Source organism: Nonomuraea longicatena (assembly GCF_039525605.1).
GTDB lineage: Bacteria > Actinomycetota > Actinomycetes > Streptosporangiales > Streptosporangiaceae > Nonomuraea > Nonomuraea longicatena.
The window spans coordinates 674,000-695,797 of sequence record NZ_BAAAHQ010000001.1 but is presented as its reverse complement, the minus strand read 5'-3'; the positions used below and the strand labels follow the sequence as shown (position 1 = coordinate 695,797).

The following is a 21,798-nucleotide window of genomic DNA, read 5'->3' as shown; positions in this document are numbered from 1 at the left end:
CCTCCAGGGGATGACAGCGCTGTCAGTCACGCTAGGCGAGCGACCCCCTCCAGCGCCAGAGCGAGATCCTCGATCAGCGTCTGCGCCGGTTCCAGGCCGACCGACAGCCGGACCAGCCCCACCGGCACGCCCATCGTGGCCCGCACGCTCTCCTCCACCGACAGCGCGGGCGCGACCGCGAGGGACTCGAATCCGCCCCACGACACCCCGACCCGGAAGTGCCGCAGCCGGTCGAGCAGGCCCGCGACCTCCTCGCCGGAGTCGGTGTCCAGTTCGAAGCCGAACAGGCTGGAGAACCCGGTCATCTGCCGCAGCGCCTGCGCGTGACCCGGATGCGCGGGCAACCCGGGATGGTGCACCGCCCGTACCGCCGGGTGCCCGGCCAGGAACGCCGCGACCGCGAGACCCCGCTCCTGGTGGGCGGGCATCCGGACGGGCAGCGTGCGCAGGCCCTTGATGGCCTTGGCGCCGTCGTGCGGCGACATCGCGGCGCCGTAGAGCTGGTACTCCGTCAGTGCCAGCGGACGCACCAGGGCCGCCGGGCCCGCCACCACGCCGCCGACCAGGTCGCTGTGGCCGCCGACGTACTTCGACAGCGAGTGGACCACCAGGTCGACGCCCATCGTGAGCGGCTTCTGGAACAGCGGCGTGGACCAGGTGTTGTCCATCACGCTCACCAGCCCGCGCGCCGACGCCCAGGCCGCCACGGCGGCCACGTCGAAGATCTCGTAGCGCATGTACGACGGTGACTCGAAGTAGAGTAGGCGGGTGCTCGCCCTGATAGCACTGTCACATCCGTCGAGATCGCCGACGTGCGTATGCGTGACACCGAACTTCGCCAGATAACGCAGGAACTGCGTGGTCGGCCCGTAGACCGACCCCAGCACCAGCACGTGGTCTCCCGCCGAGACCAGCGACGAGATCGCCGCCGAGATGGCGCCCATGCCGGAGCCGAAGCACTTGGCCCGCTCGGCCCGCTCCAGCGCCGCCAGCTTGCGCTGCAACAGGTCGACGGTCGGGTTGGTGCCGCGCCAGTAGACGTACCTCTCGTCCTCGTCCTTGATCGCCTCGGCCAGGTCGGCCGCCGAGGCGAAGGTGAACAGGGAGTTCTCGAAGACCGGGGGGTTGACGGCGCCGAGCTGCCAGGAGGCGTCCTCGCCCAGCCTGCCGCAGATCCATTCGTCGTCCATGATGTGCTCGTCCATGGGGGGAGACTATGACAGCGCGCAAGCCCACCATGGCCGACGTCGCCAGGCGGGCCGGGGTCAGCCTCAAGACGGTCTCCCGGGTGGTCAACCAGGAGCCGCATGTCAGCGCCGACGTACTCGCGCGGGTGCGGGCGGCGATCAGCGCGCTCGGCTTCCGCCGCAACGAGGCCGCCGCCCGGCTGGCTCGCGGCGCCACGATGCTCACCATCGGCCTGGTCGTGGAGAACATCTCCAACGAGTTCTACTCCCGGCTGGCCAAGGCCGTCGAGGCGGCGGCGGCCGAGCACGACGCGCTCGTCGTGTTCGGCTCCTACGAGGAGCGGCCCGAGCGCGAGCGCATGCTCGTCGAATCCATGCACGCCAGAGGCGTCGACGCCCTCATCGTGGTCCCCTCCGGCGGCGACCACGCCTGGATGGACCGGCTCGGCGGGCTGACCTCGGTCTTCGTCGACCGGCTCCCGGCCGGCCAGGACCGCGACGTGGTACTGCTCGACGACCTGCGCGGCGGGCGCCTGGCCACCGAGCACCTGCGCGCCCACGGCCACCGGCGCATCGCGCTGGTCTCCGACGAGCCCGCGCTCAGCTCCGTGCACGATCGCGCCACCGGCTTCCGCCAGGTGATGGGCGAGCCGGACGAGAAGCTGATCGTGCACGGCGTCTTCGAGCCGTGGCGGGTGGCGCGCGAGGTCGGACGGCTGCTCGACCTCGGCGACCCGCCCACGGCGTTCTTCGCGACCAACAACCGGGCCGCGATCGGCGTCCTGCAGGCGCTGCGCGAGCGGGCGGAGCGGCCCGCGCTCGTGGGCTTCGACGACTTCTCGCTGGCCGAGGTGTTCAGCCCGGGGGTGAGCGTGGTGCGCTACGACCTCGGGCGCGTCGCCCGCACCGCCGTCGACCTGCTGCTCGACCCGGCCGAGCGGCCCCGGCGGGTGACCGTACCGGTCGAGTTGGTGGTACGCGGGTCCGGGGAGCTCAGCCCTTAGGCCGCCAGTCGCCCCTGTCGAGGTCGAGGGCCTCCGGCGTGTGCAGGCGCACCATGGTCCGCGCCACCCCCGGCGGCACCCGGTGCGGGGTGAGGAACGAGACCGCCACCATGACCGTGAAGGCGACCGGCACCGTCCAGGCGGCGGGCTCGGCCAGCAGCGCGTTGAGCAGCCCGTCGTACGGGCCGCCGATGATCGTGGCCAGTACGGCGCCGCTGGCCAGCCCGCCCCCCGCGAACAGCCCGGCGAGCGCGCCGGTCACCGTGAGCCGCCGCCACCAGATGCCGAGCACGAGCAGCGGGCAGAACGACGAGGCCGCCACCGCGAACGCCAGCCCGACCACGTCGGCGACCGGCAGCGCCCGCGCCCACAGCGCCAGCCCCAGCGGCACCGTGACCGCCAGCAGCGTCGCGATGCGGAAAGAGCGCACGCCGCCGCCCAGCAGGTCCTGGGCGATCACACCCGCCACCGACACCGTCAGCCCCGACGAGGTCGACAGGAACGCGGCGAACGCGCCCGCCGTCACCAGCGCCGTCAGGACGTCGCCGAGCACGCCGCCGACCATGGCGCCGGGCAGCGTGAGCACCACGGCGTCGGTGCGGGCCAGGTCCGGCATGTACAGGCGGCCGAGCCAGCCGTAGGCGGCGGGCAGCAGGTAGAAGGCGCCCAGGAGGGTCAGCACGACGAGGGTGGTGCGCCGCGCCGCCCGTCCGTCCGGATTGGTGTAGAAGCGCACCAGTACGTGCGGCAGTCCCATCGTGCCGAGGAAGGTCGCCAGGATCAGCGAGTACGTCGAGTACAGCCCGTACTCCTTGCCGCTGCCGAGCGGGACCTGCCAGCTCACGACGTCCTGCGGGCTCAGCCCCGGCGCGCCGTCCCGCTGCCAGGCCAGCAGCAGGAACACCAGCGGCACCAGCAGCGCACTGAGCTTCAGCCAGTACTGGAAAGCCTGCACGAAGGTGATCGAGCGCATCCCGCCCGACAGCACGTTGACCGCCACCACCAGGCCCACCAGCACGCCGCCCACCCAGACGGGGGCGCCGGTGATCGTCCGCAGCACCAGGCCCGCGCTCTGGAACTGCGGCATCAGGTACAGCCAGCCGATCAGGACCACGAGCACGCCGGCCGTCCGGCGTACCGCCATCGACTCCAGGCGCGCCTCGGCGAAGTCCGGCAGCGTGTACGCCCCCGAGCGCCGCAGCGGCGCGCTGACGAGCACGAGCAGCACCAGGTAGCCGCCGGTCCAGCCGACCGGCAGCCAGAGCATGTCGATGCCGTAGGTGAGGATGAGCCCGGCGATGCCGAGGAAGGAGGCGGCCGACAGGTACTCCCCGCCGATGGCCGAGGCGTTCCAGAGGGGGCTGACCGTGCGGGAGGCGACGTAGAAGTCGGACGTCGTGCGCGAGACGCGGAGGCCGAACGCGCCGATGAGCACGGTCGCCACGACCACCGCCACGACGGCCGCCAGGCTCACGGCCGCTCGACCAGGTCCGCGAAGTGCCGCTCGTTGCGCTCGGCCTGCCTGACGTACAGCCAGGCGCCGATGACGAAGGCCGGGTAGATGAGACCCGCGAGCACCGCCCACGGCAGGGGGATGCCGAGCAGGTGCAGGTCGCGCAGGTGCGGCAGCAGCAGGAACAGCAGCGGCAGGCCGCCGACGACGCAGCCGAGCACCGTGCAGACGAACATCGCCAGGCGGAACTGGGTCCGCAGCAGCGAGCCCATGTACACCTCGCCGACGCGGGTCTGCTCGTCGATCTCGCGGGTGACGGGGTAGCGCCTGCGCCGCGCGGCGGCGGTGCGGGGGCTGGTGACGGTCACGCGCCGGTTCATCGTTTGGCCCGCCTCACGAGCAGGTCGCGCAGTTCGCGGGTGTGGCGGCGGCTCACCGGGATCTCCGTCCGGCCGACTCTCACGGTGCAGCGGCCGGAGTCGATGTGCAACTCCTCGATGTGCTTGACCGCGACCAGGTGGCTACGGTGGACACGGACGAAACCGGCGCCCGCCCAGCGCTCCTCCAGCGTGTTGAGGGGGATGCGCACCAGGTGGGTGCCGCTCTGGGTGTGCAGGCGGGCGTAGTCGCCCTGGGCCTCCACGTAGACGACGTCGGCCGAGGACACGAAGCGGGTCACCCCGCCGAGTTCGACCGGGATCGTGTCGCTCTCCTCGGCGTCGACGGTGACGTCCGCGGACAGGGCGACGCGGCGGATCGCCTCGGCCAGCCGCTCGGGGCGTACCGGCTTGAGCAGGTAGTCCTCGGCCTTGATCTCGAAGGCGTCCACCGCGTGCTCCTCGTACGCGGTCACGAACACCACCCGGGGCGGGTTGGCGAACTGGGCCAGCAGCCGTCCGAGCACGACCCCGTCGAGCCCGCGCATGCGGATGTCGAGGAAGACGGCGTCGATCGGGCGGCCGTCGGCGATGCCCCGGTCCAGCAGGCGCAGTGCGGCCGCGCCGTCGCGGGCGGTGAGCACCTCCGCGATCCGGGGGTCGGCGCGCAGCAGGTAGGCCAGGTCCTCAAGGGCGGGGAGTTCGTCGTCGACCGCAAGGACGCGCAATCCAGTCACAACACTCCTTCCATTGACAGTGATGAAACCGGCAAGAGGCGTCAAGCCCGTCACATCACGGTCACCGTGCGGAAACTCCCGGCCGGTATTTCGGCACCAGGACGTTGACCTTGGTGCCCGCGCCCAGCCCGGTCTCCACGACCAGCCCGTACTCGTCGCCGTACACCTGGCGCAGCCGCTCGTCCACGTTGGCCAGGCCGACGCCGCCCTCTCCGACCACCTCGCCCGACAGGATCAGCCGCAGCCGTTCGGGGTTCATGCCGAGGCCGTCGTCCTCGACGCTGATGCGGCACTCGGCCCCGGCGTCCTCTGCCACGATCGTGATGCGGCCAACGCCGTTCTTGCTCTCCAGGCCGTGGCGCACCGCGTTCTCGACGAGCGGCTGCAGGCACAGGAACGGCACCGCGACCGGCAGCACCTCGGGGGCGATCCGCAGCGTCACCTGGAGCTGGTCGCCGAAGCGGGCACGTTCCAGCGTCAGGTAGCGGTCCACCGAGCGCAGTTCCTCGGCCAGCGTGGTGAAGTCGCCGTGGCGGCGGAAGGAGTAGCGGGTGAAGTCGGCGAACTCCAGGAGCAGTTCGCGCGCCCGCTCCGGGTCGGTGCGCACGAAGGAGGCGATCGTGGTCAGCGAGTTGTAGATGAAGTGCGGGGAGATCTGCGCGCGCAGCGCCCGCACCTCGGCCTCCATCAGGCGGGTGCGGGAGTGGTCCAGCTCGGCGAGCTGGAGTTGCGAGTCGATCCAGCCGGCGACCTCCTCGGCGGCGCGGACCAGGCCCGCCGAGGCGTGCGGGCCGTAGGCGGCCAGCGAGCCGACGATCCGCTCGTCGGTGGTCAGCGGGACGACCACGACGTACCTGATGGGGCATTCGAGCAGTTCGCAGTCGACCGGGAGCACCTGGGTACGGCCGTCGCGCAGGGTCGCCGCCGCGTGGTCGAGGGCGGCGCCCGCGTGGTGGTCGCCGACGCCGTCGTACACGAGCAGCCGCTCGCCGTCGGTGATGGCCAGGGCGGGCGAGCCGAGCAGTTCGCGCAGGTGGCGGGAGGCTTTCTGGGCGCCCTCCGAGGTCAGCCCGGCCCGCAGCGGCGGCGCCGCCTCCGAGGCCGTGTGCAGGGTCTCGAAGGTGGCCCGCTCGGCCGCGCTGGTGCCGAGTTCACGGCGGCCGCGCATGACCCGCCACAGCACGATGGCGGGCACGCCGAGCAGCACGACCGCCATGCTCAGCCCGATGGCGATTTCCACGACGTCCCGATCCGGGTGGCGTACTCCTGCGCCTCCTCCTCCGACGCGTACTTGACGCGCGGCCAGAAGAAGCCGCGCAGCCCGTCCTTGCGGTGCCGGGGCACGACGTGGACGTGCAGGTGGGGGACGCTCTGGCTGATCCGGTTGTTCATCGCGACGAAGGTGCCGTCGGCGCCCAGGCCCTCCTCGACGGCGCGGGCGGCGGCCTGGACGCGTTCGAAGAACGGGCCGACCTCCTCCAGGTCGGCCAGCGTCTCGACATGAGCCCTGGGCACGACCAGTACGTGGCCCTTGAAGACCGGGCGGGCGTCGAGGAAGGCGACCGCGACGTCGTCGGCGTGGACCACGAAGGCGGGCCGCTCCCCCGAGGCGATCTCGCAGAACAGGTCGGCGCTCAACCGCGCGCCCTGGCCGCGAAGGCCGTCCAGCTCGTCACGTTGGGGGCGCTCCACTCGGCCGGGGCGCGCAGGAAGTGCTCGCCGACGTGCTCGCGCAGCCGTTCGGGGATCTCCTCCGTCTTGCCGCCCCGGCAGTGGTAGACGAGCGCGCCCGGCCGCGAGCCCATCGCCATCCATGGCAGCCACGGCGACATCCGGCACCAGGAGAACACGCTCGGCACGTCGGCCAGGCCGCTGTCGAGGTCCTCGGCCGTGCAGAAGAACTGGAACAGCTCCATCGACCGGTAGGTGTCGCTCGCCGAGTTGTCGGGGAACTCGGCGACCTTGAGCGGCGACGGGTAGGCCAGCCGGAGGTCGACGTTGAACACCACCTGGCCGCCGAGCCGGGTCGTCGGCACCTGGTGGTGGCCGAGCCGCTGGTTGACCGGGTCGTTGAAGACGTGCATGACCTCGTCGGACGCGCCCGTGAACGGGTTGTCCCAGGTGTGCAGGATCTCACGGGTCTTCGGGTCGAGGTAGACGGCGGCCTCTCTGGTCAGCAACCGCCAGCCGTCCTCATCCTGTACGGCACGGGCCGCGTTGAGCCCCTCGAAGCCGAACAGGTGGTGCGGGCCGTCGCCGTCCTGCCACCCGTACACGTCTCCGGTCCACCAGGAGAGCGTCTGCGTCCCGTCGGTCGAGGCGCGCACGCGGATGAAGTCCATGGGCGCAAGCCTGTCCGACCTGGGTGCCGGTTTCAATCACTTGACGGTGATTTGGAATGCGGCTTCCCCTGCCGGGGCGCCTTCGCACGGGTCGCAGTCGCGGAGCTGGACCTGCGTCTGCCCCTTCTGCTTGGCGTTGAAGACGAAGTAGGCGGTGCCGCCGTCGAGTTCCTCGGTGATGTAGGAGGCCACGACCGGGTCCGGATGGTCGGCCAGCGACCATCCGGTGCCACCGGCGGGGACGGCGAGCGAGAAGCGCTGGCCGGAGGTCAGCTCCACCGGGACGGTCCGACCCGTCGTGCCCTTGAAGACGGTGCCGTGGTCGCTCACCCACGAGCCTGAGCCGCAGCCGGTCAGGAGGAGGGCCAGGGAGGCGGCGGCGACGGTCCGGAATCTCACCCCGGAAGGTTACCGGGCCGGTCAGGCGGTGCCCGACGTGGCCTACTTGGGGCTCCTGTTGCCGCGCATCAGGCGGCGCACGACGAGCGCGACCACGGCGCCGACCGCGGCCACGACCAGCAGGGGGCGCTTCTTGGCCTCGGTGACGGCCGAGTCCTTGGCCTTGCCCGCGAGCTCGCCCGCCTTGTCCATGGCGGCGTCGGCGGCCACGACGGCCTTCTCCTTGGCGGCCTGGGCGTTCTCCTTGGCCGTCTGGGTCTTCTCGGAAATGTCCTTGCTCACGGTGTTCCCCCTGTTCGACCGCGCAGGTCGGTCTCCAGCGCGTCCTCGGTTGCTTCCTCGGGGCTGGCGGCTTCCGCGCGGCGCCGTACGGCCTTCGACTCCGCCTCGCCGGTCACGTCCAGGACGTCGCCGGGCTCGTCGCGGTGCGTGGCGGCGACGAAGGTCTCGTCGGGCCTGCGCGCCTCCTGGCCCTCGCGGGCGCGTCTGGACGCGCCCTCCCGGATCTGCGGGACGTTGATGGACGTGGCGTCGGTCTCCTCCCCGACCACGGCCTCGTGCGCGCCCACGTATCCGGCGGGTTCGTCGGCGTACTCCCAGTCGGTCTCGCGTTGTGCCATCGGCCCGCCCTCCCCTTCGGCTCTGCCTCCTCACTTGGTTGTAACCGTCCTGGTGGGATTCGACGGCATATGCGGGCAAAGCTCCCACCACGATTCGGCCTTTCGAATGGCACCCGGCGGTCGTGGGAGCCGGGTAACCTGCCCTGGTGCTGGTGGTGCAGGGTGTGTGGGCGGGTGACGGGCTCGCGTTCTGGGCCGAGGACCCGGCCGCCGCCGGGGCGAAGGGGCGTCCTCGGCATCCGTTCGCGGTCGAGACGGGGGCGTTGACGCGGCTGCTCCTCGGCGACTCCCTCCGGGACGAGCCGGACCCCCGTGAGCTGGAGATGCTGCTGCCCGGGTCGGCGGCGGCGCCGCTGCCCTCGCCGGAGACCGGGGTGCTGTCCGACGTCGCGCGGCCCCGGATCCGGTCGTGGCGGGTACCCGCCGTGGTGCTCTCCCCCGCCGACGCGCTGCGGGCGATCCCCCTGCACACCTCCTCGACCGTGCGCTACTGGGCGGCGGTCACGGAGTTCGCCGGGCATCTCGTACGGCGCGGCCGTGTCCTCCCCCACCTCGTCGCCGACGACACCGCCGAGATCACGGACATGTGGGCCGTTCCCCCTGATACCGCGCGGGCCCTGTGGCGGGCGGTGGTGATCGGCGGCGACGCCGCGCACTTCCGCGAACTCGCCGAGGCCATGCCACCCGCCTGCAGAGCGGCGGCCGTCGAACGCCCGTCGGCCGACGTGCTGCGCGAGGCGCTCGACCACTTCGCCGACGCGCACGCCAGGGCCGCGTTCACCGAGCCGATCGTCGCCCGTCCGCGCACGCCACGCGACCGGTGGCTCGCCGCTCTGACCGCCTCGGATCCCGCCTGTGCCGACGTACCCGAGTTGCGCGGGCTCCTCGCCCACTGGCACCGGACGGTGGCCCGCACCGACACCGGCACCCGCGTCAGCTTCCGCCTCCGCGAACCCGCACCCGCACCCGCACCCGCACCCGCACCCGCACCCGCACCCGCGATCGAACCCCCGCCGTCGCACGAGCCGTCACATGGGCACGAGCCGTCTCAGAGGCCCGAGCCGTCAGACGGGCCCGGAAGCGGCGGGGAACCGGGATGGGTCGTGGAACTGGCGCTGCAGTCTGCCGACGATCCGAGCCTCTACGTCCCCGCCGAGCGGGTGTGGAGCGGCGAGCCCGTCCCCGGGCTGCCGCCTCGGCCGGAGCGGGAGTTGCTGGCCGGGCTGGGGCGGGCGGTCAACCTCTACCCGGGGCTGGAGCCCGCGCTGCGCGAGCCGCAGCCGATGCGGCTGACGCTGGACACGGCCGGGGCGCACGCGTTCCTGCGGGAGGCGGCGCCGCTGCTGCAGGCGGCCGGGTTCGGCGTGCAGTTGCCACGCTGGGCGGGGACGCGGCGGCTCGGGCTCAGGCTGACCGCACGGACCGCGCAGCGGCAATCGGCCGCCACCGGCCAGGGACTCGGGCTGGAGCAACTGGTCGATTTCCGGGTGGATCTGGCGATCGGCGACGAGACGCTGAGTGAGGAGGAACTGGCCGAGCTGGTCCGGCTGAAGGTGCCGCTGGTGCGGGTGCGCGGGCAGTGGGTGGAGCTGGACGAACGACGGCTCGGTGCCGCCCTGCGGGCCGTCGAGGGCGACAGGGACGGACGGCTGCCCGCCGGTGAGATCCTCCGGCAGGTCGTCAGGGGCGAGGACGGTGAGCTGCCGCTGGTCGAGGTGGACGCCGACGGCGTACTCGGCGACCTGCTGTCCGGTCAGGCCGAGCGGCGGCTGCGGCCGGTCCCGGCCCCGTCAGGGCTGTCCGCGGAGCTGCGGCCGTACCAGGAGCGGGGGCTGGCGTGGCTGGCGTTCCTGTCGGAGCTGGGGCTGGGCGCGATCCTGGCCGACGACATGGGGCTGGGCAAGTCGGTGCAGACGCTGGCGCTGCTGGTGCACGAGCGGGCGGCACGGCCGACGCTGCTGATCTGCCCGATGTCGCTGGTGGGCAACTGGCAGCGGGAGGCGGCCAGGTTCGCTCCGGAGCTGCGGGTGTACGCCCACCACGGCGCGGGGCGCGACGCCGCGCTGATCGACGGCGCCGACCTGGTGATCACGACCTACGGTACGGCCCAGCGCGACTTCGACACCCTGAAGGGCGTGGCGTGGCACCGGGTGGTGTGCGACGAGGCGCAGGCGATCAAGAACAGCGGCACGCTGCAGGCGCGGGCGGCCCGGTCGATCCCGGCCGCCACCCGGCTGGCGCTGACCGGCACCCCGGTGGAGAACCATCTGGCGGAGCTCTGGTCGATCATGGAGTTCTGCAACCCGGGGCTGCTGGGCTCGCGCGAGCGGTTCCGGACGCGCTTCCAGGAGCCGATCGAGGCGCGGCAGGACCAGCAGGCGACGCTCGCGCTGCGGCGGGCGACGGAGCCGTTCGTCCTCCGCCGCCTCAAGACCGATAAATCGGTCATATCTGACCTGCCGGAGAAGCTGGAGATCAAGGAGTGGTGTCCGCTCACCCCCGAGCAGGCCACCCTCTACCAGGCCGTCGTCACCGACATGCTGGAGCGGATCGACTCCTGCGAGGGCATCGAGCGGCGCGGCCTGGTGCTGGCCGCCATGGCGCGGCTCAAGCAGGTCTGCAACCACCCGGCCCACCTGCTCAAGGACGGTTCCCGGCTCGACGGCCGCTCGGGCAAACTGGCGCGGCTGGAGCAACTGGCGGAGGAGATCGTGGCAGAGGGCGACAAGGCGCTGGTGTTCACCCAGTACGCCGAGTTCGGCAACATGCTGCGGCCGCACCTGGCCAGGCTGCTCGGCCGTCCGGTGCCGTGGCTGCACGGCGGGCTGCCGAAGAAGGACCGCGACCGGCTCGTCGCGCGTTTCCAGGACGACCCGGAGCCGACGGTGTTCCTGCTGTCGCTGAAGGCGGCGGGCGTCGGACTCAACCTGACGGCGGCCAACCACGTGATCCACCTCGACCGCTGGTGGAACCCGGCCGTGGAGGACCAGGCCACCGACCGCGCCTTCCGCATCGGGCAGCGCAAGAACGTCCAGGTGCGCAAGCTGATCTGCGCGGGGACCGTGGAGGAGCGCGTCGACGAGCTGATCGAGCGCAAGAAGGCGCTGGCCGAGCGGGTCGTGGGCAGCGGCGAGGACTGGCTGGCGGACCTGTCCACCGACCGGCTGCGCGAGCTGTTCCGGCTGGACGAGCGGGCGGTGGGCTGACATGCCCCAGAGCAGGGACGGCCGGTACGAGCGTGCGGCCCCGATCCGGGTGCACGGCGGCCTGCGGGCGCGCACCCGGCGCGGCACCATCGGCGCGTCGTGGTGGTCACGCCGCTTCGTCGACCTCCTCGAACGCGTCTGCGACCGGGGACGGCTCGGCCGGGGCCGGGCCTACGCCCGGCAGGGGCAGGTGCTGTCGATCGACCTGGAACCCGGCGTCGTGACGGCCGCCGTGCAGGGGTCGCGGCCCCGGCCGTACTCCGTGTCGGTGCGGATCGAGGCGTTCACCGAGGAGCGGTGGCGCGCGGTCGAGACGGCGATCGCCGAGCAGGCGGTGCACCGGGCACGGCTGCTGGCCGGGCAGATGCCGCCGGAGATCGAGGAGCTCTTCGCCGCGCTGGGCCTCGACCTGTTCCCGCGCGAGCTGGACATGCGGTGCTCGTGCCCGGATCCGGGCCACCCGTGCAAGCACCTGTCTGCGGTCCTGTACCTGCTGGCGGAGTCGTTCGACGACGACCCGTTCCTGGTCCTGGCCTGGCGCGGCCGCTCCAAGGACGACCTGCTCGGCTCCCTGCCCCCGGAGGCGCCCTCGGACATCCCCTTCGCCGACCGGCTGCACGACTTCTTCACCCCGTCGGGCCCGCTCCGCCCGCCGCCGCCGCGCCCGGCGGTCACACCGGACCTGCTGCTGCGCCTGGTCCCGCCCCCGGAAGGTCTCGCCCATCCGCTCGGCCGGGCCTACCGGAGGTTCTCCGAGGACGTCGCGCAGCCACCGGAGTCGTGACGGCGGTTCGGCCGGGCGAGAGAAGCGTGCCCCTGGAAGAACTAACCCCGTTTCGGGGCTAGTTTCCGGGGATGACACAGGGCCTTGATCAAGAGGCTGATCTGTGTCCTGAGCTGGGAAAACTCACCTGATCTCACGCTGGCTGGGGCAGCCAGTCTCATCCCGGCAAGCGAGGCATGCATATGGGCCTCCGTCGCCGTGTGACGGAGGCCCATTCATACCCACTGTCTAGGGGTTGCCGAACTCCCCGTCCATAACTCCCCCGATGAAAGCCGACCACTCACCTGGCGTGAAGATGAGAGCAGGGCCACCGGGGTTCTTACTGTCACGAACTGCGACGATGCCGGGAAGGTTGGTTGCGACCTCAACGCACTGCCCGCCGTTGCTGCCACTGCGGGAACTCTTCTTCCATGCGGCGCGGGAGAGATCAGCGATGGTTACGTTTTGTGCATCCATTGGCCTATGGCTTCCTTGATCATCTTGAGCGTTTCGCCCGGACGATACGCTTCTGAGCGCAGTTTGTCATACCGAATCCAGCTCCGCGACACGAGATCTGGGTCCGCCGACACCTCGGCCTTGGCTGCGGAATCAACGGACACGACGGCTGGCCCATCCGGAAGTTCGGCGATGGTGAAGGCGCTCATGAGCCCACCTGTACACGGGCTGTCTACGGGGACAAGTTGGATTGTGACGTTTCGTCGCTCTGCGAACTCTACTAGGTGTTCTAGCTGGTCTGCCATAATCTGATTGCTACCGATTGGGCGGCGAACAACCCATTCGTCGAGAAGGAACCATGCCTCTAGCTCGCCGCGATCAAGGATCATCTTTCGTTGCATTCGGGCCTGCACATGCTCTTCGATCTCTTGGTTCGGCGCGGATAGGTCGCCTTGGAAGATCGCTCGGGCGTATGACTCTGTTTGGAGGAGACCCGGAATCAGCATCGGGTCCCAGCTTCTGAGCACCTTGGCGTTTGGTTCGATCTCGTCAACCCACTGGATATACCACCCTGGGCCTACAGGTGAGTCGATGGCTCGACAGAGGCGTGCGAATCGATCGCCGGAGCCGAAGACGTCGTCGCAACGTGCCGCGAGGTCGGGCTTGGGGTTCCGGTCGCCGATCTCGATGTGACCGACGAGCGAACCCGAGACGCCCAGCTTGGCCGCGAGACGCTTTTGGGAGAGCCCTGCATCGCGACGGACACGGGCAAGCTCTCGGCCGAAGCGCTGTTGTGCAGTAGGGCTGGAACTTCCACCAGTCACGATCCACCTCACACGGCTGTAGCGGTCGATTACAGAAGATGACAAGGCAACTACATCTATGTGAGCCATTGTCATTCGACTGTCGCTCTCTTTGTCTACATGTTGAGCATGATGTAGAGCACTCTAGTTGTCATCAGGCGCAAGGTGGAGGCGCGCGACACAAAGCGACAGTCTTCTATCTGCCGTGGAGTTTCTGTGACAAGAAAGCGGACCCGCCAAGCTCGTTTGGGGCGGCGCTTGGACGGGTCCTCGATCGCACAACTGGAGGTGCGCGACCTGTGGCACAGCATAAAGCCTCGCTCATGCCGTGGCAGCACGGTTCGATCGAGGCGCTTAGGCACAACCCGGACACTCATCGGTTCATTCACCTGCTGCGGCTGGCGTGGGATCTGTGTGATCTGGGCGTCATGGTCACGGTCGAGATGCCCGTTGGCCGTGAGATGTTCATCCGTCTTCCGACTCTGAGCGCGGCCGGGTCAAAGATCGTTCGCGCGATGGTGCATAGCGGAGAGTGGTGGTTTTCGTGGAGCCACTGTCCGGCCGACTGGGTGAAGGCTCTGAACCCACAGGCACCCATGATCGTGCTTGAGGGGCTCGGGCGGTGACGGGGCGGGCGGGGCTGGCGTCGGGGCTGGCGATGGACCTCACGCTGCCGGGCACCGAACTGTCGGTGCGGGTGGTTCGGCAGTGCGCGGGGCTCACCCTTCCGGGTGTGGGCTGTCTCCCGAGCCTGGTCGAGGACGCGGCGGCTGTGCTGGGGGAACTGGCCGGGAACGCGGTTCGTCACACGGCGTCGGGGCGTCCCGGCGGGGTCTTCACGGTGGAGGTCTGGCGAGAGACGACCGACGTGGGGCGGGCGGTGGTGTCCGTGGCCGTGCACGATGCGGGCTCGGCGGCGTACCCCGTGCTGCGGCCGGTGTCTGAGTCGGCCGAGGGCGGGCGGGGGCTACTGCTGGTGGCCGGTCTGGCCAGTCGCTGGGGGGTCATGGAGACGGGCGCGATGGGGGGTGGTCGGGTGGTTTGGGCCGAGTTGGACGCCGGTACAGCGCCGCCGATGCCCGTCTCCCTGGTGGTTCCGCGCCCGCGAAGGAGGCGGCCCGTCCGGGGCTGCCGGGCGTAAGCCTCGTGTGGTCGCTCTGTCCTGGTCGGTCCCGCGCCAACGGGGCCGACCGGGTTCCCTTCCGTCATTTCGATCAACCAACGTTAGGAGTCTCTGATGCTCAAAATCACACGGTTCTCGCAGGATCGGGTGTGGACGGTGATCCGTCTCACGGCGTACTCGCTGTTCGGCGCTGCGCTGGCAGGGATCGGGATATGGGGGCCGTCCGTGGTGCGGGTGCCGGGCATGTGGTTCCTCGGCCTTTGGGCGGTCTACCTGGTTCAGGCCGTGGCCGAGACGATACACACGGCGGGGTCGCGGTCTGGGGTGTCCGGCCGGTGACGGATGGCCGGGGGCCGGACGGCGACACGGCGGGGCGTCGGGGGCGGGCCGTGAAGCCGGGCGACTGGGTGGTGGTCGTGGACGTCGAGGACGGTGACACGGCGGCGACGGCGGGCGAGTGGGCGGCGAACCTGGTCGGCATGCATGGGGTGGTGCTCTTGGTCCGTGGTGACTCGTGGGCTCGGGTGCGCCTGGACGAAGAGGTGGACCGACGCAAGGTCTGGCGGTTCTCGCTCCTGGATCTGGAACGGTGGGAACCGCCGCCGGTGTTCGTCCCGTATGCGGAGGTCCTGTGCTGCGGGGTGGCGGGAGATCGCGGGCGGGTGCTGCACGCGCTCGCGGATGTGCCGCGTGTGGTGGAGCAGCCTCTTCCGACGTTGTGCGGGTTGAAGGCCCGTGCTGCGTGGCGGGGGCGTCATCCCATGCGCTGGTCGGCGGCGCTTCCGCGTACCTGTGTGCAGTGCGCGTGGCTGGCGCCGCTGGCGCGGGCCCGCGGGCCTGATCTGGAGGTGTGATCCGGCCCGTTTGTGAATGTCCGGTGCCATGACGGGGTCGCGGGTGCGACGGCGGGCGGGGTGAGATGGCGGGTCGGCGCTCGCAAGCGCACCGTGGAAGTGATCGAGGATCTCAAGTTCCAGCACATCCACGCGCATCGCGCGCAGATGTACCGGCCCGTGTGGCAGCGTGCCGTACGGCCGCTCTGAGCCGTGACGTCAGCGATCGACGAAGGACTTCTCGACCATCACACGGACGCCGTTGGGCACCACGCGCAGCCGGATCGGGGTGCGCAGGCGCACCTCCCCGTCCACGTCGGCCGCCATCGGCGGCTCGGTCTCCAGCAGCATCTCGCGGCCCATCACGAACGGCCCGCCCGCCAGGCTCCGCCACCGTCCCGTCGTCGCCCGCACCAGCGTCTCGCCCAGCAGGCGCAGCTTCTTGCCCGACCCGAGCTGGTATGCCACGAGCAGCCCGTTGTCGATGCTGATGTCCTTGGCCACCTGCCAGCCGCCGTGGAAGCGCCCGTTGGCGATGTTCAGCTGGTGGGTGAGCAGTTCGTGGCGCTGGCCGTCCACGGTGATGACCGCGCGGAAGGGCCGGTGCCCCGGCAGGATCGTGAGGGCGGTGAGCGGGTAGGCGGGCCGGCCGATGAGCCGCTTGAGCCACGGCTTGACGGTGCCCGCGACCTCGACGGACACCCCGAAGCTGGCCAGGTTGGCGAAGGGCCGGTCGTCGGCCATGCCGAGGTCGATGTCGGCGACCTTGCCGCTGTCGAAGACGCGGATCGCCCCGGCCAGGTCGAGCGGGAGGCCGAGGCTGCGGGCGAAGTTGTTGGTGGTGCCCAGCGGCAGCACGCCCAGCGCGACGTCGCGGTGGGCGATGTGCCGGACGGCGGACGACAGCGTGCCGTCGCCGCCGCCGACGATCAGCAGGTCGGGCTTGGTCGCGAGCGCCCGGTCGAGGCGGTCGCGCAGCCGCTTGGGGTTGACGACGGAGTACTCCGCCAGTGGTTCGAAGCCCTGCGCGTGGATGAGGTCGAGCGCCTCGAAGTAGTGGCGGCGGCCGCGGCGCGAGCGCGTGTTGATCACCACGGCCACCCGGCGGTCGCGCCGGATGGCCTCGGTGTGCTCTGCCTTGGTCCTAACGTCGCTCATGGTCTCTCATCGTAGGGCCGCCGGGGCGGCCCCCACGATCACTTCTTCGGCGGGACGACCTGGACTATCGCTCCCAGGTTAGCCGGAAGGGGTGAGACCAGCTTGAACTGCACGCCCAGCGCCTTGCCCTCGTCGCCGGGGTTGCCGGTGCCGAGCTTGTGGCCGTTGCCCATGTCGGTGCCGTACAGCTCCGGCGCGGGGGTGCCGTCGAAGTTGACGACCCTGGTGCTGTACTGCTGGTCGCCCTTGGCGGGGACGACCACCGAGCTGTCGAAGTCGCGGTAGAACAGCGACCCGTTGTGCAACTCCAGGCCCGGGTACCAGGTCTTGGCGTCGGTGAAGTTCGGCACGCCCTTCAGCGGGGCCACGTCGGTGCAGTACTCGCTGAACGGCTCGTTCGGCGCCTCCAGGCACTCCTTGAACGGGTGGGTCCGGTTGAAGGAGAAGGCGGCGTTGGAGCTCTGCGAGCGGCCCTCCATGTTCTTGTGCCGCGACGGGTCCTTCGCCGCCGCGGCGCCGGAGCGGCGCAGCGGGTCGAAGTGGGAGTCCACGATGAGCAGGCTGCCCTTGGTGCCGATGCTCGGCGGCAGGTTCAGGTTGGGCGCGAGCACGTTGTTGGTGTACGACGAGTCGCGCAGCCACACGAGCAGGCCGGGCGCGTTGTACTTGACCTTCTCCACCTTCCAGGCGCCGTCGCGCGAGTAGGTGGTGTCGTAGGCGTACTGCAGGCCCTTGTCGAAGCCGTCGAAGTTGCGCCACTCGGCCAGGTAGAAGCGCGAGATCTCCCGCTGGCCGTTGTTGATCGTGAAGCCCTGGCCACTGGTGTTGGTGAAGGTGCCGCCCTGGGCGCGCCAGCCGTTCTCGCCGCCCTCGACGTCGTCGCTCCACACGACCGTGCCGCCGGCGGTGAGCCGGAAGTCGTCGGCGTGCCAGCCGCGCGGGGTGGAGGCGGCGTCGGTGTTGTACGCCAGGCGGAGCTTGACCGCCTGTCCCGCGAACGGGGTCAGGTCGACGTAGTCGTGCCGCCAGCCGTTGGTGTCGCCGGTGAGGCCGTACTTCTTGTTGCCGAAGGTCTTGAGGTTCTTGTTGGGGTCCGGGTAGTCGTCGGGGGTGCTGACCTCGGCGCCCGCCTCGTTGAAGACCTTCTGCTGGGCCCAGGTGGTGCCGCCGTCGGTGGAGACCTCGACGAAGCCGTAGTCCCAGTCGGCCTCGATCTCGTAGTTGTTCCACATCCAGAACCGGAGGTCGGTGCCGGACGGCACCTGCACGTCGCGGGTGACCTTGACGTTGGCCCACTCCTGGTCCATGCCGGACCACCACATCTTGGTGCCGCCGTGCGGGGAGATCATCTGCAGCGGCTGGCCGGCCAGGTTGACGCGGATGCCGTCCTCGGTGCCCTTCGGCGTGCGCGAGGCCTGGCCGACGGCGACGAGCTTGCTCGCGTCACCCGGGTTGAGCACCTTGGGGTCGGCCCAGCCGAGCACCCACTTGCCCCACAGGCCCATGTGCGTCGGCATCGACTGGAAGATCGGGCCGGAGTGGCTGCCGCTGGACATCAGGTCCCAGAAGTCCACCGAGGAGTTGGCCTGGCCGCTGGTGTCGTACAGGTCGGGCAGGCCGAGGTCGTGGCCGTACTCGTGGGCGAAGACGCCGACGCCGGAGTCCTCCGGCTGCACGATGTAGTTGGAGATCTTCTTGTCGGTGCCCGGCACCTGGTAGCCGCCGGCGACGGCGCTGGAGTGCGCCCAGATGGCGTAGGTGCCCTCGGCTCCGCCGTCGGCGGACTTGTCCTTGCCGGCGTGGACGAGCACCAGGTGGTCGATCACGCCGTCGGGCTCGGCGAAGTTGCCGTCGCCGTCCGCGTCGGAGGTGTCCTCGATGTCGTAGTCGGCCCAGGGGAAGTTCGGCTGGGTCTTGGCGAGGACGTCGACGGCGTCGATGGCGAGCTGGCCGGCCCCGAGGGGGTTGTCCGGGTGGCCGGACATGTCCTGCGGGGCGCCGCCGCAGGCCGCGGCGCCGTACCAGGCCTCGGAGTGGGGGGCCTTGATCCAGCCGACGGCCGAGCCGTCGACCGAGTAGGCGCCCTTGGACATCTCCTCGTACATCTTCTTCAGCGTGTGGCCGGAGATGTCGATGCCGGGCTTGCCGTCGCGCGGGTCCTTCAGGTCGGTGCGGACGCGCTCGGTGATGCCCGTGTCGGAGTAGAGCATCTTGTTGAAGTGCTCGGGGCTGAAGTCCTTGACCCAGAAGGAGTTGTTGTCCTTCTGGGCGTGCTTGCCCGGGTCCGGGATGCGGTTGTGGAGCGGTCCGTTCAGCTTGGTGCCCGGCGGCTCCACGACGCAGTCGGTGGGCTCGCTGTCGGGGGTGCGCAGACGGTTGAAGCCGGAGAAGTCGTCGTTCGCGTTCTCGTTGAACTCGACGAGCAGCGTCAGCAGCTTGGCGGTCTTGGTCTGCTTCGACTTCTTGAACAGCCATTCGGCGGGGTTGCGCCCGGTCTTGATGGCCTCGTTCTCCCTGGCGGCGAGGACCCGCCCGGCGACCGGGTTGCCGCTGCGGAACTTCTGGTCGAAGCGCTGCGCCGGTGACAGGGTGCGGGCCTGCGGGGAGCCCGGGGCCGGCGGCTCCTCCGGGGTCTTCTCGACCCGGGGAGGCGCGTAGTTGATGTAGTAGTCGGCCGCGCCGGGCTCGTACCTCGCGATCGAGGCGTCGGCAGGGGCTGCGGCGAGTCCGGCGGCGAGGAGGGTGATCGCCGGGACTGTGGCTAAGTAGCGTCTGCTTGGCACAAAGCGGACGGTAAGCCCCCAGTAAAGGGGACGTAAAGCCCTTTGTTGAAACGTGATTTTCCCGACAAGGCGGTAAGGTCCCTCGCGGAAGATCACCTGCTGGGCGGAGGTTTCGATGTTGACGGCGTTGGTCGTGACGGCCGGACTGCTGAGCGGTGCGCCCGGCATCCCCAAGGACTTCTTGCTGCACGAGAAGCAGGCGCGGGCGGCGAGCGCCACCTGGACCGTCCTCGACAACCCCGAGCACGAGGACGTCTGGAACGCCCAGTGCACCAGGGCCGGGCTCAAGGGCTGGTCCGCCCGACGGGACCTGACCTACGACCGCGACATCGGCGGCGGCGAGGAGACCAACGCCATGCGGGGCGAGCAGGTTTTCGTCTTCTCCAAGGCGAGCGGCGCCCGGACCATGATGGCCCGGATGCGGACGCTGATGAAGGGCTGCAAGGACATCACTCCCGCCCGCCCGAAGATCGGCGACGAGGCCGTCGCCGGGATCCTGAGGCTCAAGGGCGAACTGCCGCAGACACAGAAGTTCGTCGCGGTACGGCGCGGCTCGGCGATCGCCCTCTACTGGGACCTCGCCAACCGGGCCAAGCCGCTGCGCACGATGGCCGCCCACCTGAAGGACGCCGAGAAGATGTCCGCCAGGCTCTGCCGGATCGGCGGGTGCTGAACCCCGGCGCCCCCGCGTCTTCTATCCTTCGTATCGACCCGATCGGAGGAGACCACGTGAACGTGCAGCGCGACTACGAAGCCCTGGTCCAGCAGGGGCTCAAGCTCGACCTGACGAGGGGCAAGCCGTCGCCGCGCCAACTCGACCTGTCCGAGGACCTGCTCCGGCTGCCGACCGGCCACACGGCCGCCGACGGCACCGACGGCCGCAACTACGGCAACCTGCAGGGTCTGGCCGAGACGCGTGAGCTGTTCGGCCCGCTGCTCCAGGTGCCCGCCGCGCAGCTCGTGGTCGGCGGCAACTCCAGCCTGACGCTGATGCACGACACGGTGGTGCACGCCCTGCTCACCGAGGTTCCGGGCGCGGCGCGGCGGTGGATCGAGGCGGGCGAGATCACGTTCCTGTGCCCGGTGCCCGGCTACGACCGGCATTTCACGATCTGCGAGCGGTTCGGGATCAAGATGGTGGCCGTCCCGATGACCGCCGACGGCCCCGACATGGACGTGGTCGAGCGCCTCGTGGCCGCCGACGCCGGGGTGAAGGGCATGTGGTGCGTGCCCAAGTACAGCAACCCGTCGGGCATCGTCTACAGCGAGGAGACGGTACGGCGGCTGGCCGCCATGCCCACGGCCGCCCCCGACTTCCGGATCTTCTGGGACAACGCCTACGCGGTCCACCACCTGAGCGAGCGGCCCGCCGAACTGGCCGACATCCTGGCGCTGGCCGAGCAGCACGGCAACCCCGACCGCGTCTTCGTCTACGGCTCCACCTCGAAGGTGACGCTGGCGGGCTCCGGCATCTCCTTCTTCGGGTCCTCACCGGCGAACGTCGCCTGGTTCCTGGCCAACACCGCCAAGCAGTCCATCGGCCCCGACAAGATCAACCAGCTGCGCCACGTGGAGTTCCTGCGCGACGCCGACGGCGTGGCCGCGCACATGCGCAAGCACGCCGAGCTGATCGCGCCCAAGTTCGAGATCGTCGACCGGGTCCTCACCAAGGAGCTCGGCGGCCTGGCGACCTGGACCAGCCCGCACGGCGGCTACTTCATCAGCCTGGAGGTGCCGCGCGCCCGCGAGGTCGTGGCGAAGGCCAAGGCGGCGGGCATCGCGCTCACCCCGGCCGGGGCCACGCACCCCTACGGCACCGACCCCGACGACCGGACGATCCGCATCGCCCCCACCTACCCCGACCTCGCGGAGCTGGAGCAGGCGATCTCGGGCCTGGCGGTGTGCGTGCGCCTGGTGGCCGAGCAGGGCTGAGCCCGCTCAGCGCCGGAAGCCGAAGATGTACTCACGGGTCTCGCTCGGATGGAACGAGACCCCGACCCCCGGCTCGAAGCCGACGTTGTCGCGGGCGCAGTAGTACAGGCCCTCCCACACCTCCAGGGCGCGCTCGCGGGCGGGCGCCTCGGCGGTGTCGCGTTTGCGCCTGCCGTACGCGCCCACGACCAGCAGCCCGCCGAGCACCCAGAACAGCCCGGTCAGGCAGAACGGCGCCAGCAGCACCTCCGCCCAGCCCGAGGTGCGGTTCATGGCGAGCACCAGCGAGACGACCACGTGCACCAGCCCGGCCAGCAGCAGCGCGAGATAGCCCTGGTTGCGGCTCCAGCCGGTGTAGTGACGGCTCGGGAACGACAGCCACAGCGCGAGCTGGGTCCTGCTCATCAGGTGGGTCGAGAGACCGACGCCGGGTTCGGTCGGCAGGTCGGGAACCTGCCGGAGACCCGGCAGCCGCACCCTGCCGATGCGGTAGGCGGTCCCTGCGGCGACCACACCCGGCACCGAGGCGACCCGATCACCCTGCGAACATACCGGGCACTTCACTTCCACGCGGGCAGTCTGGCTGTAAGGCACGTCGGGCGCAAACCGTATCGTTGTCTTG

Annotated in this window: 24 protein-coding genes; 9 read left to right on the top strand and 15 right to left on the bottom strand. The window is 70.4% G+C overall.

Features of this window, described 5'->3' with window-relative positions:
- Positions 1–26 precede the first annotated feature (26 nt).
- Complete coding sequence (locus ABD120_RS03115) at positions 27–1,205, bottom strand: trans-sulfuration enzyme family protein (RefSeq protein ID WP_343948112.1); 1,179 nt, start codon at positions 1,203–1,205, stop codon at positions 27–29.
- A gap of 11 nt (positions 1,206–1,216) precedes the next feature.
- Between ABD120_RS03115 and ABD120_RS03110 the strand changes: the two genes are divergently transcribed.
- Positions 1,217–2,191, top strand: a complete 975-nt coding sequence (locus ABD120_RS03110) for a LacI family DNA-binding transcriptional regulator (RefSeq protein WP_343948111.1) — start codon at positions 1,217–1,219, stop codon at positions 2,189–2,191.
- Here the strand turns inward: ABD120_RS03110 and ABD120_RS03105 are convergent.
- From ABD120_RS03105 to ABD120_RS03065, 9 genes are all read right to left on the bottom strand, one after another.
- Complete coding sequence (locus tag ABD120_RS03105) at positions 2,181–3,665, bottom strand: sodium/solute symporter (RefSeq protein ID WP_343948110.1); 1,485 nt, start codon at positions 3,663–3,665, stop codon at positions 2,181–2,183. The genes ABD120_RS03110 and ABD120_RS03105 overlap by 11 nt on opposite strands.
- Positions 3,662–4,012, bottom strand: coding sequence for a hypothetical protein (locus ABD120_RS03100; protein WP_343948109.1), 351 nt, complete (start codon positions 4,010–4,012; stop codon positions 3,662–3,664). The genes ABD120_RS03105 and ABD120_RS03100 overlap by 4 nt, the downstream gene beginning before the upstream one ends.
- 8 nt (positions 4,013–4,020) lie before the next feature.
- On the bottom strand, positions 4,021–4,758 hold the full coding sequence (locus tag ABD120_RS03095) for a LytR/AlgR family response regulator transcription factor (protein ID WP_343948108.1): 738 nt from the start codon (positions 4,756–4,758) through the stop codon (positions 4,021–4,023).
- 61 nt (positions 4,759–4,819) lie between these two features.
- Positions 4,820–5,926 carry a sensor histidine kinase gene (locus ABD120_RS03090; RefSeq protein ID WP_425563921.1) on the bottom strand — a complete coding sequence of 369 codons (1,107 nt, stop codon included), beginning with the start codon at positions 5,924–5,926 and terminating at the stop codon, positions 4,820–4,822.
- A 50-nt stretch (positions 5,927–5,976) separates the two neighbouring features.
- Positions 5,977–6,396: an HIT family protein gene (locus tag ABD120_RS03085; protein WP_343948105.1), complete on the bottom strand. Its 420-nt coding sequence runs from the start codon at positions 6,394–6,396 to the stop codon at positions 5,977–5,979.
- Complete coding sequence (locus ABD120_RS03080; RefSeq protein WP_343948104.1) at positions 6,393–7,100, bottom strand: DUF1838 family protein; 708 nt, start codon at positions 7,098–7,100, stop codon at positions 6,393–6,395. The genes ABD120_RS03085 and ABD120_RS03080 overlap by 4 nt, the downstream gene beginning before the upstream one ends.
- A gap of 36 nt (positions 7,101–7,136) precedes the next feature.
- Positions 7,137–7,499, bottom strand: coding sequence for a hypothetical protein (locus ABD120_RS03075; RefSeq protein WP_343948103.1), 363 nt, complete (start codon positions 7,497–7,499; stop codon positions 7,137–7,139).
- Between the two features lie 42 nt (positions 7,500–7,541).
- Complete coding sequence (locus ABD120_RS03070; RefSeq protein ID WP_343948102.1) at positions 7,542–7,781, bottom strand: hypothetical protein; 240 nt, start codon at positions 7,779–7,781, stop codon at positions 7,542–7,544.
- On the bottom strand, positions 7,778–8,119 hold the full coding sequence (locus tag ABD120_RS03065; protein ID WP_343948101.1) for a hypothetical protein: 342 nt from the start codon (positions 8,117–8,119) through the stop codon (positions 7,778–7,780). The genes ABD120_RS03070 and ABD120_RS03065 overlap by 4 nt, the downstream gene beginning before the upstream one ends.
- A 146-nt stretch (positions 8,120–8,265) precedes the next feature.
- Between ABD120_RS03065 and ABD120_RS03060 the strand changes: the two genes are divergently transcribed.
- Both ABD120_RS03060 and ABD120_RS03055 read left to right on the top strand, forming a co-directional pair.
- On the top strand, positions 8,266–11,325 hold the full coding sequence (locus tag ABD120_RS03060) for a DEAD/DEAH box helicase (protein WP_343948100.1): 3,060 nt from the start codon (positions 8,266–8,268) through the stop codon (positions 11,323–11,325).
- Position 11,326: 1 nt separating this feature from the next.
- Positions 11,327–12,109: an SWIM zinc finger family protein gene (locus ABD120_RS03055; RefSeq protein WP_343948099.1), complete on the top strand. Its 783-nt coding sequence runs from the start codon at positions 11,327–11,329 to the stop codon at positions 12,107–12,109.
- Between the two features lie 228 nt (positions 12,110–12,337).
- On the opposite strand, the gene ABD120_RS03050 is transcribed toward ABD120_RS03055, so the two are convergent.
- Together ABD120_RS03050 and ABD120_RS03045 are read right to left on the bottom strand one after the other, a co-directional pair.
- Entirely contained in the window at positions 12,338–12,565 is a 228-nt protein-coding gene (locus tag ABD120_RS03050) for a DUF397 domain-containing protein (RefSeq protein WP_343948098.1), read from the bottom strand.
- Positions 12,547–13,368 (bottom strand): helix-turn-helix domain-containing protein, encoded by an 822-nt coding sequence (locus ABD120_RS03045; protein WP_343948097.1) that lies wholly within the window; start codon positions 13,366–13,368, stop codon positions 12,547–12,549. The genes ABD120_RS03050 and ABD120_RS03045 overlap by 19 nt, the downstream gene beginning before the upstream one ends.
- A gap of 278 nt (positions 13,369–13,646) precedes the next feature.
- Between ABD120_RS03045 and ABD120_RS03040 the strand changes: the two genes are divergently transcribed.
- The 4 genes from ABD120_RS03040 to ABD120_RS03025 all read left to right on the top strand — a co-directional run bounded on the left by ABD120_RS03040 (position 13,647) and on the right by ABD120_RS03025 (position 15,324).
- A complete protein-coding gene (locus tag ABD120_RS03040) occupies positions 13,647–13,973 on the top strand; it encodes a hypothetical protein (RefSeq protein ID WP_343948096.1) in 327 nt (108 codons plus the stop codon).
- Complete coding sequence (locus ABD120_RS03035) at positions 13,970–14,488, top strand: ATP-binding protein (protein WP_343948095.1); 519 nt, start codon at positions 13,970–13,972, stop codon at positions 14,486–14,488. Before ABD120_RS03040 ends, ABD120_RS03035 begins: the two co-directional genes overlap by 4 nt.
- 96 nt (positions 14,489–14,584) lie before the next feature.
- Positions 14,585–14,809, top strand: coding sequence for a hypothetical protein (locus ABD120_RS03030; RefSeq protein ID WP_343948094.1), 225 nt, complete (start codon positions 14,585–14,587; stop codon positions 14,807–14,809).
- Entirely contained in the window at positions 14,806–15,324 is a 519-nt protein-coding gene (locus ABD120_RS03025; protein ID WP_343948093.1) for a hypothetical protein, read from the top strand. Before ABD120_RS03030 ends, ABD120_RS03025 begins: the two co-directional genes overlap by 4 nt.
- Positions 15,325–15,522: 198 nt before the next feature.
- Here the strand turns inward: ABD120_RS03025 and ABD120_RS03020 are convergent, their stop codons facing one another.
- Both ABD120_RS03020 and ABD120_RS03015 read right to left on the bottom strand, forming a co-directional pair.
- Positions 15,523–16,461, bottom strand: a complete 939-nt coding sequence (locus ABD120_RS03020) for a diacylglycerol/lipid kinase family protein (RefSeq protein WP_343948092.1) — start codon at positions 16,459–16,461, stop codon at positions 15,523–15,525.
- A 38-nt stretch (positions 16,462–16,499) separates the two neighbouring features.
- Positions 16,500–19,244, bottom strand: a complete 2,745-nt coding sequence (locus ABD120_RS03015) for an immune inhibitor A domain-containing protein (RefSeq protein WP_343948091.1) — start codon at positions 19,242–19,244, stop codon at positions 16,500–16,502.
- Between the two features lie 115 nt (positions 19,245–19,359).
- Between ABD120_RS03015 and ABD120_RS03010 the strand changes: the two genes are divergently transcribed.
- Entirely contained in the window at positions 19,360–19,917 is a 558-nt protein-coding gene (locus ABD120_RS03010) for a hypothetical protein (RefSeq protein WP_343948090.1), read from the top strand.
- A gap of 56 nt (positions 19,918–19,973) precedes the next feature.
- The gene (locus ABD120_RS03005; protein ID WP_343948089.1) at positions 19,974–21,176 is read left to right on the top strand and encodes an aspartate aminotransferase type Ic; all 1,203 of its coding nucleotides are present in this window, start codon (positions 19,974–19,976) and stop codon (positions 21,174–21,176) included.
- A gap of 6 nt (positions 21,177–21,182) precedes the next feature.
- Here ABD120_RS03005 and ABD120_RS03000 read toward each other — a convergent pair whose 3' ends face one another.
- On the bottom strand, positions 21,183–21,746 hold the full coding sequence (locus tag ABD120_RS03000) for a hypothetical protein (protein ID WP_343948088.1): 564 nt from the start codon (positions 21,744–21,746) through the stop codon (positions 21,183–21,185).
- Positions 21,747–21,798: the final 52 nt, after the last annotated feature.